A 15,156-nucleotide genomic window follows, 5' to 3' on the forward strand; every position below is an offset into this window, starting at 1 on the left:
GAACCTATTTGCAAGCTTTAAGGCTGTTGGCGAACCCGCCCCTACCGCTAATTGAGAATGGTGCAAGATATCAGTTTTAACCCAGTTGGAATACGCGATCGCCTATTAGCAAGACGCGACCAAAAAGGGTAGTATTATATGCTGCGATTTTTGGCAGACGAGAACTTTAACAATCAGATTGTCCGAGGTATTCTGCGGCGGAATCCCGACGTTGAGATTGTCCGCGTTCAAGATATGGGCTTGATCGAAGCAGACGACCCAACTGTCTGAGAATGGGCAGCACTGCAAGGGCGCGTGGTACTAACTCACTATGTAGCAACTATGACAAACTTTGCCTACGAACGAATGCAAGCAGTTCTTGCGATGCCAGGGTTATTTGAAGTCAGCCACCGTGTTTCCGTAGCTTTGGCGATCGAGGAAATTTTGGTAATAGCTGAGTGCAGTCGGGAAGGAGAATGGGAAGGGCAAGTGAATTTATACCGGTAAAACCTCCAGATGGAGCGCCACAAGAGGTAAAAGTATGGCAGATTATTTCCACGCAAGAAGTGAAACCAGTAAGACCCTCTGATGTAGCACAATGGATACGGCAAGCGGTGCGACTCGGATGGCAGCCTCGGCGATCGGGAATCACTTTTAATGTGCAGATTGCAGGAGAAGGTGCAGAAAAAATATATTCGAGGGGGGAGTGTCGATCGGCTATGCTGAAGACAGAAAATTAACACCACACTCAAACTCAAAATGCTAGTCGTTCCCAGCAGTTAATATTGATGTAGCACAAAAATATATATCCTACACCAACTACCACGATTCGGCTTTCGCCGACGCTAAGCGATGTCTACCGAAACATTAGTTAACTGGCTCGAATCGAGCACCGAATTAGGCATATTATCCCGCGAGATTTTACAGGCGATCGCCGATGAAATGGAGATGTCAACTTTTCCCCCTGGATTTCGAGTGGTAATCGAAGATACACCAGTCACTAATCTCTATATCCTAGAACGAGGACAGGCCGATCGATACCGCCGCAAACAACCAGGTTTAATGTGGGGGAGTAGTTTATTACCGGGGGCGCTCGTCAATTTATCGGCCCTTCAACGATCGCAACCTGCGGATAGTCGAATTATTGCTCGGACAGAGTGTCAATTTTGGGTAATTAGTGCCGATCGCTGGCGTGGTTTGCTAGAAAGATATCCACGGATAGCCGAAGCCTACGCTCAACGTTTGGCGGCGAAATTAGAGCAGCTAGAAGCAGAAATTGCCTACGAACGAGAGCGTCAAAATGCCCTCCGCAGCTATCTAGTACCTAGGGCGAAACGAGGAGTCATTGGCAATAGTCGTTATGCAGTGAAATTGCGCCAACAAATTCGCACGGCATCGAGTGACAGCCGATCGGTATTAATCTCTGGCGAGCCTGGTTTAGAAAAGGATAATTTAGCTGCTTTAATTCATTTCGGTTCCCATCGCCGCAACGAGCCAATTATTCAGATTAAAAGTGCTTTACTTCAGAGCAATGGAGCGGAATTATTCGGGCGGTTGGGCGGCAAACCCGGGCTGTTGGAATGGTTGGGAGAAGGGACGTTAATTTTAAATGACGTGCAAGAATTACCCACTCAATTATGCCCCCAAATTCAGCAATTATTAACCGAGGGAACCTATACGCCAGTTGTCAAGGAAGGACAAATACCGCGACCACCGCGTTCTAGTAAGGCCCGGATAATTTTAATCTCAGAAATTGTGCAGCCCAAGCTAGATAAGCTGACACAACACAAGATTAAAGTCCCATCCTTACGGGTGCGAAAAACAGATTTAGAGGCACAAGTCAACTATTATCTCAATATCATTGGTCGCCAAAAGAAATTAGTCAAGCCCCAAGTTACACCGGAAGCAATTCGCCGCTTACAAGCCTACGATTTTCCAGGTAATTTGCAGGAATTGCAGGGAATGGTCGATCGCGCCTTAGTTCAAGCACAGGGGAGTCAGGTATTAACGGAAGAAGTGTTTTGGGCCCAGGCAGCGAAGAAACAAAAGTTTCGCCTGAATTTATTAAATATTTATCCAAAATTTCGGCAATTTTTACGGAGCGAGTGGTATCCCGATCGCGTGAATTATTGGTTTACCACCTGGGTGTTTGCATTGGTGGTAATTATCCTGTTTGTTGCTCCCCAAGATCGACAACATAATTTTGCCCTAAATATCTTTTGGGCGTGGTGGTGGCCGTTAATTTTATTATTATTCCCCATCATCGGGCGATTGTGGTGTGCTTTTTGCCCTTTTATGATTTATGGGGAAATCGTCCAAAAACTATCGCTAAAAATTTTCCCTCGAACTCTCAATAAATGGCCGCGCCAACAAGCCGAAAAATGGGGTGGCTGGCTTCTATTTGGACTATTTACTCTGATATTTCTGTGGGAAGAGTTGTGGAATTTAGAAAATACCGCCTATTTATCCAGTTGTTTGTTGTTGCTCATCACCGCCGGAGCGGTAATTTTTTCCCTAATCTTCGAGAGGCGATTTTGGTGTCGTTATTTATGCCCGATTGGGGGAATGAATGGATTATTTGCTAAACTCTCAATTATCGAACTTCGCGCCCAACAAGGAACCTGCGGGGCGGAATGCAGCACCTACCAATGTTACAAAGGCGGCCCCGGCTTGGGGGAAGGATTAACTACTAATGGCTGTCCGATTTATTCCCATCCCGCCCAGTTAACCGATAATAAAGATTGCGTGTTGTGCATGACTTGCTTGAAAGCTTGTCCGCATCGATCGGTAGAATTAAATCTGCGCCCTCCCGGCATCGAATTATGGACTACCCACGTTCCTCACAGTTATGAAGTTGCCCTGTTATTTCTATTATTAGGCGGTATTTATCTGCATCGCTTGCCGGAGATAAATAGTTTTTTGGGGCTGGGCATCAATTTAGAGCAATTTTTACCTCATTTAGGACTGTCGATCGCAGTGTTAATTATCCCGCCGATGATTCCCCTAATTGCCTACGCAATCATGCAGGCAATTTATCGATTGGGACAAGCAGAAACCCTGCCATTTACAACCTACAAACCCCTCGCATTTGTCTCTCTCGCCTACGGTTATTTACCCTTAGTCTGGGGCGGTAGTTTGGCTCACTATTGGCGATTGGGTTTGCAGGAAGGCGGTCGAGTGATTCCCGTAACTTTTGCCACTTTCGGACAAATTAGAGACGATTTACCGAGTTTTATTGCCGATCCAGCGGTGATTAGTTTCTTGCAAGGTTTAACTTTGATTGTATCATTATTAGTTACAATATTTGTGACTCAACAAATTGCCAAGCGCTCAATTAAATCTTTGATTCCACAACATTTAGCGAGTTTGTGCCTGATGCTGAGTTTGTGGTATGCGATCGTAGGAACCTGAGAGTGAGTATGCGCGATATATTACTTTTAGTTTTAATTTTTTACTCGCTCTGACCAATTTAAGAGCAGGCTTCTTGCTGACAGGTAAAGCAAAACACCATTACAAAGATGCCAGAGGAAATGAGTACCAGTTGAAATGAAAGGGCAAATTGCCCGATCGCCAAATTCAGCCTAGACAAGTTAAAATGTAAACATTCTCCGCTAGCCACATCCTAAACTATGACCGCACATCAGGAATCCATCATCGACCAGTTCACTCGTCAGGCAATTCCATTCTCTAAATTGTACGCTCACACAAATCAAGAGTCTCTGTACCTGCTGAGAGAAATGGCGAGTGTATCTGACAAAGACACTGTTCTAGATGTTGCTTGCGGTTCAGGTATTGTTAGTTGTGCTTTTGCGGAAGTTGCCAGTCACGTTACTGGCATTGATATCACACCAGCGATGCTCGAACAAGCCCAGATTCTGGCGCAACAGAAAAACTTGATTAATCTGTCCTGGCAACAAGGAGATATTGAAACACTACCATTTCCCGATGCTACTTTTTCTCTTGTTCTGAGTCGTTACGCTTTCCATCATTTTTTGCAGCCAGATGTTGTTCTATCAGAGATGGTTCGCGTATGTCGTCCAGGTGGTCGAATCCTGATTGCTGATGTTGCTTTGCCACCTGATAAAGTGAATGCTTATGACCGGGTTGAGAAGTTGCGCGATCCCTCTCATACTCGCGCCTTGACTCTGGAAGAGTTTCCAAAATTAGTCGCAGATGCCAATCTTCAAAATGTTAAATTGGCTTTTTACAAGGTAGAACTTGGGCTAGAACAACAGTTAGCTGCTTCTTTTCCCAACCCCGGCGATGACCAGAAAATCAGAGAAATGTTTAGAGAGGATATTGGTGTTGATAGTCTCGGAATTGGCGCGCATTTTAGATGCGAGGAAATTCATTATGCGGTTCCAATCGCTGTCATAGTTGGCGATAAAATAGCCTAAGTTTTATAAACTCAAAATAAGTGTAACAGAGTCCCACAAATAACAAATAACAAATAACAAATAACAAATAACTAATAAATATGAGCGACTTATCAACCAGACCAGCCCTAATCACCAAAGTCATCCCCGACAGCATCTGCGCCGAAATGGGATTTGAACCCGGAGACTCAATCGTCGCCGTCAACGGTCAAAAACCCCGCGACTTGATTGACTATCAATTCCTGTGCGCCGATGAATTTCTAGAATTAGAAGTATTAGACACTAAAGGCAAAACCCACAAGTTAGAAATAGAAAAAGAGTATGATGAAGACTTAGGATTGGAATTTGAAAGCGCTCTTTTTGACGGACTAATTCAGTGCAACAATCGCTGCCCTTTTTGCTTTATTGACCAACAACCACCGGGAAAGCGGGAAACTCTATATCTCAAAGATGATGACTACCGCCTCAGCTTTCTTTATGGTAGCTATCTCACTCTGACAAATTTGACTCAAAAAGAGTGGGATCGAATAGAACAAATGCGGCTTTCTCCTCTCTATGTTTCCGTACACGCTACCGAACCAGAAGTACGAATTAGGCTGTTAAAAAATCTCCGCGCTGGGAAGATTCTCGAACAAATCAAATGGTTTCAAGAACGCCGCTTGCAAATTCACGCTCAAGTAGTTGTTTGTCCCGGTATTAATGATGGCGAACATTTAGAACGCACTTTGTTAGATTTGGCCAAGTTTCATACTGGAAGTATTCCCGCTGTAGCATCGGTGGCTGTAGTGCCGGTGGGTTTAACTCGCTTTCGCCCTGCAGAAGATGAACTGATCGCAGTAACTGCGGAAAAAGCGCGAGAAGTAATCGAGCAAGTGCAGAAAATTCAAGTGCTTTTGAGTAAAGGAAAAGGCGGCGGAAAGCCGAAAAGGAAGAATTCAAAATCTACCCCCCCCAACCCCCCCTTAGCAAGGGGGGGAGAAGATTTAAATGGCTTGTTAGGAAAGTCAAAATCGCGCTGTATTTGGCTGGCGGACGAGTGGTTTTTAATAGCTGGTTTAGATTTGCCGTCGGCTGCTGATTACGAAGATTATCCCCAAATTGGTAACGGTGTGGGTTCGATTCGGCAGTTTATCCAGCAGTTTGAAACGGCTTTTGAGAAGCTGCAACCGATGCAAGTCGAACCCGATCGCAAGTTAGTTTGGGTGGTGGGGAATGCTGTCGAAAAAGCTTTTGAGCCGATCGTACAACAACTAAACCAAATTCCCGGCTTGTCCGTCAACATGGCAGCACTGTGCAGCCACTACTGGGGACAAACTATCACTGTCACGGGTTTGCTTACCGGGCAAGATTTGCTCGAAGCTTTGCAGGGGCGAGACTTGGGAGATGGCATCCTGCTGCCGTCGGTGATGCTAAAACAGGGGGAACCGCGTTTTCTCGACGACATGACCCTCGAACAGCTCGCCAGCTCGCTGAAAACCCGGATTTTGCCGGTGAGCGGAGTAGAGGAACTAATCTCGGCGGCGATCGGTCTGGCAAATGCTGAAGTTAAATTCTAAATTTTGAATCGAACATTCAAAAGTTAAGATGAGTATGGTAATTGTGACTTGTAACCGTCGAGTTCAGGCTACAGACTAGAAACTTGAGACCTCAATCTTGCTCTAAAATTGTCTCTAGAATTGCAGAGTAATTAAAAAATTATGCGTGTTTTTCGTCAAATCATCGTAGTCGGAGTGGGCGCTGCAATTACTTTGGGCAACGCCGCACAGAGTGCTTCAGCACAGTCTCCGGCCCAATCTCAGGACAGTTTGGCCCTTAGCAATCAGCTCGAATTAGGGCCCAATGTTCGATCGGCCTCGAACAAAGTGGCAGAATCAGCATCACAGGCCGAAGAGTCGATCGCCCTTAACCCCCCAACCGGGCCCGAGCAAGCATCAAAGCCTCAACAGGCTGCTCCGGCTTCCCCATCAACTCTGTCTCAGGCCGGTTCAACGCCTCTAAGAGGGTTGGAACCGACACAGACTCAGCAGCCTTCCCCGAAGCCTCCCAACAATATTCCGGTGCCGAGTGCCCCGGTACCAATTCTCCGGGGCACTCCGAACGAAAGTTTCCCCCCTCTCCCTCCAAGGGGCATTTTAGACACCAAGCCTCCGGCTTCCCTGGAACCCAACCCGAATCCGCTGCAGTTTCCGACAAACCCGGAGGATGTCAGGATCGAGCAAACTGAGCCAATTACCTTGCAGCAGGCGATCGACCTCGCCCGCCGCAACAGCCAAGTTTTGCAAATCGCCGGACAGCAAGTGGAACAAAGCAGAGCCGCTTTGCGCGAACAGCAAGCTGCTCTTTATCCAGACCTGAATTTTCAAATGGACGCCAGCCGTTCTGTGAGTGCCGGCGGAGAACTCGGAGTCCGGGCTCAGCAGCGCTTCAACAACTCTCGGGCTAACGGAACCGGGCGGCCCGCCGAGCAAGCCCGGCAAAATTTCGGCAGCAACAGTCTCAACAGCACTTTGCAGTTGAGCTATGATGTCGATTTGTTCGGAAGACGGCGCGCTAACATCCGCGCTGCAGAGGAACAGTTGCGCCTTCGGGAACTGGATGTGGAACGCCAAGCCGAGCAACTCCGCTTCGACACTGCTGAGGCTTACTACAACTTGCAAAACGCGGACGGACAAGTTGCGATCCGCCAAGCTTCGGTGAGAAATGCCCAGCAAAGTTTGCGGGATGCCGAAGCCCTGGAACGGGCAGGGGTGGGAACCCGGTTTGCTGTGTTGCAGGCTCAGGCAAATTTGGCTAACGAACAGCAACAACTGTCATTGGCCCGTCGTGACCAGCGAGTGGCCCAGCGGCGTCTGGCTGAGATTTTGAATATCAGCCAGTCGGCGAACTTGACAGCGGCTGACCCGGTAGAGCAAGCCGCACCTTGGAGGCTGTCTTTGGAAGAAAGTATCGTGCAGGCTTTTAGGAATCGCCCCGAGTTGGAACAGCAGTTGGTGCAGAGGGATATCAGCAAGCAGCAGAGGCGATCGATTCAGGCGGGGCGTTTGCCTCAACTGAGTGTAGGGGGTAGTTACAACGTGCTGGGACAAGATCCTGACGACCCCAACCCGTATGCTGCTCGCGGCTGGGCCGATGGTTATTCGATCCGGGCGAGTCTGACTTGGAGTATCTTCGATGGGGGCGCGGCGAACGCGAGGGTGAGACAGCGAAATGCTGATATTGCGATCGCCGAAAGTCGATTCGACCAACTCCGCAATCAGGTGCGCCGGGAAGTGGAACAAGCTTATTATGGCTTAGAGTCGAGTTTTGAGAATATTGAAACTTCTCAGGCGGGGGTTTTGCAGTCGAGGGAAGCTCTGCGTTTGGCGAGACTGCGGTTTCAAGCTGGTGTGGGTACTCAGACGGATGTGATTCAGGCGGAAACAGATTTGACTAGGGCTGAGAGAAGCCGATTGTCGGCAATTATCAACTACAACCTGGGACTTTCGTCTATCCAGCGGGCTGTGAGTAATCTCCCGACGAATAACCTCTCGGATGCTCCTTGAGATTGGGTTGGGACGATTCCCTATGGGATAGCTACGCTCGCGCGCACCTTTAATCACAAAGGCAATTAGACATCGGGTATTAAACGTCCGACACATTAGTTAATATTTTGTAATAGAGTTCCATGTCAACTGCGTTAAGGAATCGGCAATGGCCAACATCAAGTTTGTGAAGGAAAATCAGGAAGTCATCGCAGCAGACGGAGCCAATTTGAGGCTCAAAGCTCTAGAAAACCGCATCGATTTGTACACATTTTCGGGAAAGCTCATGAATTGCGGGGGCATTGGTCAATGCGGCACCTGCATTGTGGAAATTGTCGAGGGCAGTGAAAATCTGTCGCCCCGCACTGACTTTGAGAACCGCAAGCTCAAGAAAAAGCCCGAAAACTATCGGTTGGCTTGTCAAGCTATGGTCAATGGCCAGGTGAGCGTGAAGACTAAACCGTGACTTTCAGAAGGCAGAAGGCTAGAGATCCTAGAGATGCAGAAGGAAAGAAAAATGCAGAATGCAATAATTGTGTTTTTTTTCCTATTTCACTGTATAATCACGCCTTTTGCTCGCTTAGGAAAAGAAACTTGGTTTCTAGGACAAATAAGAGATTGGGTAGCGAGGCATCCAGGCAGAAAGCGGGTTTCGACGCTTGTCCGTCAGCTCTTCTTCTGTCTTCGAGTTTGCCTTTTGCCTTTGAGTGATATCCTAGTTGTGTGTGTTTTTCCATTTTCCGATAGAGGCGAGCGTCTTCATGGAAGTTAACGATTTAGGTTTTGTGGCAACCATTCTGTTTGTATTGGTTCCCAGTGTTTTTCTAATCATTCTGTACATTCAAACAGCTAGCCGTCAAGGTAGAAAAGATTAGCAACTGCTGCTATTTCTCTCTGGCTTTGCTGCTTGCAAAAAAAGCGCCAACAGCTTTTTGCTGAGGCGCTTTTTTTGTTAACTGTTGAGTGTTATATCATTTCCGGTAACACCGGAATGATGTTGACTGTTGACGGTTGACTGTTGACGGCGTGAACAGTCAACCGTCAACAGTGAACTCGAATTTACTATTCCGATGAAGAGTGGATTTGATATTAGCGACTAACTGTTAACTATGAGATTCTAGCCGACTGTGCGGGCTAGCAAGACGGGACAGTTGGCATAAACTCGCACGTAGTCTGATAGCGAATTTCCTAGGAGTCGATCGATATCCACAAAGTTTTTGGCAACGTTGGGTCGCCGATCCGGGGAACCGATTACCAACAAGTCGGCATTCATGTCGTCTGCAATCCGACAAATTTCTTCCCCTGGCTTGCCTGTAGCACTCACGCAGCGGTAGCTAACTCCCATTTGTTTGGTTAGTGCTACTGCAGGGGCCAATACAGCGTCTTTTTCAGCACTTGTTGTTAAATCTGTGCTGGATTTTCCCGTCAAATCTTTGGTGACGTGTACTAAAATTATCTCTCCGCCACTGACTTCTTTGACCAAAGATAGCGCAAGCTGTAATGACTGTTTGGCAGCTTCTGATTTGTCTACCGCCACCATAACGCGCTTGATTTTTTTGACGTAGATGTCGTCTTTTACTAACAACATCGGTCGGGATGTTAGCTGAAAAACGTACTGGCTGACTGAGTTTTCCAAAATAGATTGCAGCCGTCCGAGTCCCCGGGAACCCATAATTACTAAGTCGGATTGTTCTTCTTCTGCGACTTGGCAAACTGTGGTTTTCGGGTCTCCCTGTTTGAGCCGGGGGTTGACTTTGCTGGGATCTATTTTCAGAGACTGGACTGCTTGTGCTAAAATCTTTCCTCCTTCTTCCAATTTCTCGGCCATGCCATCGGAGGTTACTTGGGGCGGCACGACGTGCAAGACGGTGACAGAGGTTTGTTGCAAGGAAGGGATGTCCATCAACATATTAAACATCTCTTCGCACAAGCCGCGACCGGCGACGGCTACTAAAATTTTTTCTATCATGGGGTTTTGGCGGTAAAAACAGTTGAGTTTTCTTGTGCGACGTTAAACTAGGGCGTTGGTACTCTAGTTGCTTACTGTCAAGCATAAGCCTGAAGTTTGTCTTATGATTTGTAGAAATGTAGCGTTTTGGAACGATTTGTAAAGTGTTAGAGAACGATCGAACTCAACCAGAACTCGCACCGGCTGGTGCTATTCAAAATCGGCGGGGGATGGACTCTGAGGGCTGGTTTGAATATTTGGTGCGAGTGTACCCTCACCATACTGACTACAGCGGTGTGGTGTGGCACGGGACTTATCTGGCTTGGATGGAGGAAGCTAGGGTGGAAAGTTTGCGATCTCTTGGCATCGAGTATGCAGACTGGGTGGCGCAGGGTTTGGAATTGCCCGTGGTGGAACTTTCGCTGCGCTACCACCGGGCTGTACAAATGGGTCAATCTGTGGCAGTCAGAACGCGGATCGCTGCTAGCGAGGGTGTGCGGCTGCTTTGGGATTACGAAATTCGATCGGCTGATACTCAGGAGTTATATGTGACAGCACAGGTAACTTTGGTTGGTGTCGATCGCGACAAGAACAAGATTATCCGGCAATTGCCACCGGCGCTAAAGGAGGCTTTGACAAGGCTTTCTGTTAAACCTTCAACCTAAGCTGCTGTTAACTATAAAAAATAGTTGGTGCAGCCCTAGTAAGTAGAGTGCGTGACTTTTGAGTTACTCCCTTCGCCACCAAAATATTTTTTGGTCACGCACTCTACACAACTGCCTTCTGCCTTCATTGGAACTTTTAATAATGTCAAAAAAACTGGAATTACCAGAGCCAAATATTGAACTTCAGCGCAATATATTGGAAAAAACCGAGTTAAACTCTGCCTTGATAACTGAAGACAAAACTCTTGTTTCGGGAAATCCAGACAGTTTAAAAAACGGTGAATTAGCTGATGACAGTCAAGGCAAATTTTGGGCGATCGCATCGCTGTCGGCGGCGCTGCTAGCGGTGTCGCTGGCTGCGATTTTTATTAGGTTGAGCGAACGGGAAATCAGCCCGAATGCTACTGTTTTTAACCGTTTGTGGATAGCAACTGTAGTATTTGGACTGTGGAATGGTGCGGGTGTTGCGCGCCGCCGAATGTCTGGGGTGGAAGTTGAAGAGCGATCGAACTACACTCTGCAGGATGTGATGCTGTTAATAGCCGTAGGCGTGGTTTCTTCTGCTTCTGTGGGTTTCTGGGCCTGGTCACTGAGTCAGACTAATGTCGCTAATTCTACTGTACTGCGAAACTTAACTCCTTTATTTACTACTTTGGGGGGATGGCTGCTGTTGGGGCGACGCTTTGACAACAGGTTTTTGGTGGGACTGGCGGTGGCTTTGTCTGGCGCAATTGCGATCGGAATCGACGATTTGCAAACTGCGGGAGACAATCTTGTCGGCGACTTGGCTGCTCTTATATCGGCGATGTTTTATGCAGGAAATCTGCTAATTTCCGAACATTTGCGAACCAAGTTTCCGGCGACAACTATATTGATGTGGCGCTGTTTTATGGGCAGTATCTTGGTTTTGCCATTGGTTCTGCTTGCGGGCGATCGAGTTTTCCCTTATTCTTGGGAGGGATGGCTGACTGTAATTGCTTTGGCCGTGGTTTGCCAAGCTTTCGGTCAGGGACTGCTTATCCACAGTCTCGGTAGTTTGTCATCGGAATTTGTAGCTTTTTTCCTGCTCCTAGAACCCGTAATTACGGCTATTATGGCTTGGGTGCTGTTTTCGGAAAGTTTGAGCTTGTTTAATTGGTTTGCTTTTTCTGTGGTTTTGGCGGGAATATACTTGGGAAAATCTAGCGGTTCGGTTGTTAAAAAATAAAACACACAGGAAAAAATACTTAAATGACTCCAACATCAATCAGCCTGAATAGCTGGCATTACGACTTTAGTTTGCTGCCTCAATATTTGGAGGTGCTGTTTGCTAAATTGCGGATTGCTGTGGTGTTCGGCGGCGACTGCGATCGCCCCGGATCAGTGATTTACAAAACTCACAATCCCCGCGCTTGGAAGAGTTACGAAGTCGTCGCCCGCGAGATTGCTAAAGCCTTAGCAGAAATTGGCTTTCAGCAAGTTTTTGTCATGCCTGACGACATGAATTTGCCCGAACAACTGAAACAAAAAAACATTCATTTAGTGTGGCTGAATACTGGCGGAGTCCAGGGCTACAATCCTGTTTGTCACACTCCCGCCTTGTTGGAAATGTTGGGAATGCCTTATGTCGGTCACAATCCTCTAAATAGTTCAATTTTAGATAACAAACACGCTTTCAAACGGGAACTGCAATCAGTCGGAATTAAAACCGCTCCGTTTATGACTTGGCATCCTTCTCAAGGAATATTGCAGCCTAATTTGCATCAGCGTTTTGCCATTGCTTTTGGTGACTATCAAGGGCCGTTTGTTGTTAAACCCGTATCCGGTCGCGCTTCGCTGCAAGTTCATTTTGTAGACACAACTGAGGGTGTGTCTGAGGCGGTTTCGGAAGTTCACCGAACCACTCACAATACTGCTTTAATTGAAAAGTATTTGCCGGGACGAGAATTTTGTGTAGCGGTTTGTGGCTATGTTAAATATGCTAAAGGCGGTTTCTCTAAAAATACAAAACCTTTTGCTTTTTCCACTGTCGAGCGGGTGCTGGAGCCTGACGAACGCATATTTACTTCTATGGACAAAAAAACGATTACGGTCGATCGAGGACGGTTGATGGGCGGTGAGGAACCTGAACTCAAACAAGAGTTAATTGAGTTAGCTAGAACAATTTATTGGGAGTTTAGTTTGAACAGTTTGGTGCGGCTCGATGTCCGAAGTGATGCGGATGGCTCGCTTTATGTTTTGGAAGCAAATCCGAAACCGGATCTGAAACATCCAGGGGAAAATGTGACGAGTTTGGTAGCTTTAGGTTTGGCGGAATACGGGATGAGTTATAACGATTTAATTTTTAGTTTACTGGCGGATAGGTTGGATTATTTGTTGACTCAGCATATCGAAATTATTCCTCATATTGTGGATTTGCTTCATTAATCGGACTTGCAGGGTGCGCTGCACCTTACCTGTAACCAAAAGGGATTTGTAAAGAAATATAAATTCTCGATCCAAGTGAACACAGGCTGGCAAGTTGTGATAGTTTTGAGTAATATCAATTCCGGTTGCACTCCTCATGACAGTTGACAGTTGACAGTTGACTCGCAGTCGTAAAACTGAATGCTTGAGTGTTAACTGTTGACTCGATTTGATTATTCCGATGCAACCGGAAACGATATAAGATAGCGATGGGTAGATGTCCATTTTTGGGTCTGCCTCAAAATAACTCAATTGATATTAATTAGATAAAACAAATGCAAGCATTACTTTTATTCATAGGATTTGGAGGCGGGGCATTAGTCTGCTGGCTAATTTTGAATAAGCGAAATTCACGCAATTTGGTGCGGATGCAGGGTTCGCAGGAGGCTATATCGAATTTGGCTGCTCAGTTGGATGCCCGAACTTCGGAATTGCGACAAAAGGTGCAGAATGAAAATCAGCTAAATTCTGAAGTATCTCAGTTGCAAAGTCGCTTGGAAACTGTGACTCGCGAGCAAGAAGTGTTAAAAAATCAAGTGTCGGAAATGGAAGAATTTTTGGCAGGAATTGCCCAGGATCGATCGCAAATTGATGCTCTGATTGCTGATTTGCAGTTTCAGCTAGAAAATGCTCACCAAGCTGAGTCCCAGTTAGCAGAAGTGGCAGAACTTAAAGAGCTGTTAGAAGTTGCGGATCGGGAGCGATCGCAGCTTAACACTCAATTGCTGGAAATGCAAGCACAGTTAGAGGCGGTTGATGCCGAACGTTCTCAATTTCACGCTCTGCTGTCGGAATTTGAGAGTCAGTTGGAAACGGCTACTCAAAGCAGATTGCAGGTACAGTACCAGTTGTCGGAAATTCAAATAAAGTTCGATCGCTCCATTGAAGAGCGGCAGCAACTTCAGTCTCAACTGTCGGGTTTGCAAGCTCAACTGCAATTAGTCGAAGCAGAGCGATCGCAATTTACTTCGGAATTGTCAGATATACAAGCTCAATTGGAGAGTGCAGAGCAAGAACGCGAAATACTCAACTCTCAATTGCAAACCGCTAGCCAACAAGCACAGCAACCTCCATTGGAATTATTAGAACTGCAAAGACAGTTAGAAGCAGCTAATCTGGAAAAAATGCAGTTAAACTCTCAACTTCATGAAGTACAACTTCAATCCGAAATGGTTGTTGTAGAGCGAGAGAGACTGCTGTCTGAGTTGTCAGAATTGGAGTCTCAGATACAGCGCAAGGAGGGAGATAGCTCGCAACTCCAGTCTCAGTTATCAGAACTGCAAGCTGAATTAGAAACTGCTAACACAGAACGATCGCACCTTTATTCTCAACTGTCCCAATTGCAAAGTCAAATCGAGACAGCCAACCCGATCTCAACTCAACTTCAATCTCAAATCTCGGAGTTAGAACACCAGTTAGATAGTGTGCGTCAAACTCGCTCTGAATTGGAAGTTCAGCTAGAAACTGCTAACACAGAACGATCGCAACTTTATTCTCAACTCTCGGAAATTCAAAGTCAAACCGAGACAGCCCACCAGAATCAAACTCAACTTCAATCTCAAATCTCCGAGTTAGAGCAACAGTTAGAAACTGTGCGTCAAAATCGCTCGGAATTGGAATCTCAACTCACTTCTCAAATCTCCCAATTGCAAAGTCAAGCCGAAACAGCCAATCAGAATCAAAATCAACTTCAATCTCAAATATCCGAGTTAGAACACCAGTTAGAAAGTGTGCATCAAAGTCGCTCTGAATTGGAATCTCAGCTCACTTCTAAAATCTCGGAATCCCAAAGTCAAATCGAGACAGCCAATCAGAATCAAAATCAACTTCAATCTCAAGTATCTGACTTAGAAAATCAGCTAAATAGTCTGCGTCAAACTCGCACTGAATTAGAAGTTCAGCTAGAAACAGCGAACACCGAACGATCGCAACTTTATTCTCAAATCTCCCAATTGCAAAGTCAAGCCGAGACAGCAAACCAGAATCAAAATCAACTTCAATCTCAAATATCCGAGTTAGAACACCAGTTAGAAAGTGTGCGTCAAAGTCGCTCTGAATTGGAATCGGGGCTCACTTCTCAAATCTCCCAATTGCAAAGTCAAATCGAGACAGCCAATCAGAATCAAGCTCAACTTCAATCTCAAGTATCCGAGTTAGAACACCAGTTAGAAAGTGTGCGTCAAAGTCGCTCTGAATTGGAATCGGGGCTCACTTCTCAAATC

13 protein-coding genes and 1 pseudogene are annotated in these 15,156 nt (G+C 46.3%); 13 read left to right on the forward strand and 1 reads right to left on the reverse strand.

Going from position 1 to position 15,156, the window contains the following annotated elements:
* Nucleotides 1-138: 138 nt before the first annotated feature.
* From QUA16_RS29345 to psbM, 9 genes are all read left to right on the forward strand, one after another.
* Nucleotides 139-270: a hypothetical protein gene (locus QUA16_RS29345; protein WP_333107705.1), complete on the forward strand. Its 132-nt coding sequence runs from the start codon at nucleotides 139-141 to the stop codon at nucleotides 268-270.
* Between the two features lie 51 nt (nucleotides 271-321).
* Entirely contained in the window at nucleotides 322-486 is a 165-nt protein-coding gene (locus QUA16_RS29350; RefSeq protein ID WP_333181546.1) for a hypothetical protein, read from the forward strand.
* Nucleotides 456-719 (forward strand): hypothetical protein, encoded by a 264-nt coding sequence (locus QUA16_RS29355; RefSeq protein ID WP_333107707.1) that lies wholly within the window; start codon nucleotides 456-458, stop codon nucleotides 717-719. The genes QUA16_RS29350 and QUA16_RS29355 overlap by 31 nt, the downstream gene beginning before the upstream one ends.
* Before the next feature lie 112 nt (nucleotides 720-831).
* Nucleotides 832-3,390, forward strand: coding sequence for a sigma 54-interacting transcriptional regulator (locus QUA16_RS29360; RefSeq protein WP_333107708.1), 2,559 nt, complete (start codon nucleotides 832-834; stop codon nucleotides 3,388-3,390).
* Between the two features lie 218 nt (nucleotides 3,391-3,608).
* Nucleotides 3,609-4,376 carry a methyltransferase domain-containing protein gene (locus tag QUA16_RS29365; RefSeq protein ID WP_333107709.1) on the forward strand — a complete coding sequence of 256 codons (768 nt, stop codon included), beginning with the start codon at nucleotides 3,609-3,611 and terminating at the stop codon, nucleotides 4,374-4,376.
* Nucleotides 4,377-4,456: 80 nt separating this feature from the next.
* Nucleotides 4,457-5,911 carry a DUF512 domain-containing protein gene (locus QUA16_RS29370; RefSeq protein WP_333107710.1) on the forward strand — a complete coding sequence of 485 codons (1,455 nt, stop codon included), beginning with the start codon at nucleotides 4,457-4,459 and terminating at the stop codon, nucleotides 5,909-5,911.
* Nucleotides 5,912-6,052: 141 nt separating this feature from the next.
* Entirely contained in the window at nucleotides 6,053-7,897 is a 1,845-nt protein-coding gene (locus tag QUA16_RS29375; RefSeq protein ID WP_333107711.1) for a TolC family protein, read from the forward strand.
* 148 nt (nucleotides 7,898-8,045) lie between these two features.
* On the forward strand, nucleotides 8,046-8,342 hold the full coding sequence (locus QUA16_RS29380; protein WP_006631487.1) for a 2Fe-2S iron-sulfur cluster-binding protein: 297 nt from the start codon (nucleotides 8,046-8,048) through the stop codon (nucleotides 8,340-8,342).
* A 295-nt stretch (nucleotides 8,343-8,637) separates the two neighbouring features.
* Nucleotides 8,638-8,751, forward strand: coding sequence for a photosystem II reaction center protein PsbM (psbM, locus tag QUA16_RS29385; protein WP_015177760.1), 114 nt, complete (start codon nucleotides 8,638-8,640; stop codon nucleotides 8,749-8,751).
* Nucleotides 8,752-8,993: 242 nt separating this feature from the next.
* Here the strand turns inward: psbM and QUA16_RS29390 are convergent, their stop codons facing one another.
* The gene (locus QUA16_RS29390; RefSeq protein WP_333107712.1) at nucleotides 8,994-9,845 is read right to left on the reverse strand and encodes a universal stress protein; all 852 of its coding nucleotides are present in this window, start codon (nucleotides 9,843-9,845) and stop codon (nucleotides 8,994-8,996) included.
* Nucleotides 9,846-9,988: 143 nt separating this feature from the next.
* Between QUA16_RS29390 and QUA16_RS29395 the strand changes: the two genes are divergently transcribed.
* From QUA16_RS29395 to QUA16_RS29410, 4 genes and pseudogenes are all read left to right on the forward strand, one after another.
* Nucleotides 9,989-10,489 (forward strand): thioesterase family protein, encoded by a 501-nt coding sequence (locus QUA16_RS29395; protein WP_333107713.1) that lies wholly within the window; start codon nucleotides 9,989-9,991, stop codon nucleotides 10,487-10,489.
* A gap of 142 nt (nucleotides 10,490-10,631) precedes the next feature.
* Nucleotides 10,632-11,696: a DMT family transporter gene (locus QUA16_RS29400; RefSeq protein ID WP_333107714.1), complete on the forward strand. Its 1,065-nt coding sequence runs from the start codon at nucleotides 10,632-10,634 to the stop codon at nucleotides 11,694-11,696.
* A gap of 23 nt (nucleotides 11,697-11,719) precedes the next feature.
* Nucleotides 11,720-12,895, forward strand: a complete 1,176-nt coding sequence (locus QUA16_RS29405; RefSeq protein ID WP_333107715.1) for a D-alanyl-alanine synthetase — start codon at nucleotides 11,720-11,722, stop codon at nucleotides 12,893-12,895.
* A gap of 314 nt (nucleotides 12,896-13,209) precedes the next feature.
* Nucleotides 13,210-15,156 (forward strand): annotated as a pseudogene (locus QUA16_RS29410) (hypothetical protein); the annotation flags it as partial.

Origin of the sequence: Microcoleus sp. S13_C3, assembly GCF_036700905.1 — a bacterium.
GTDB lineage: Bacteria > Cyanobacteriota > Cyanobacteriia > Cyanobacteriales > Microcoleaceae > Microcoleus.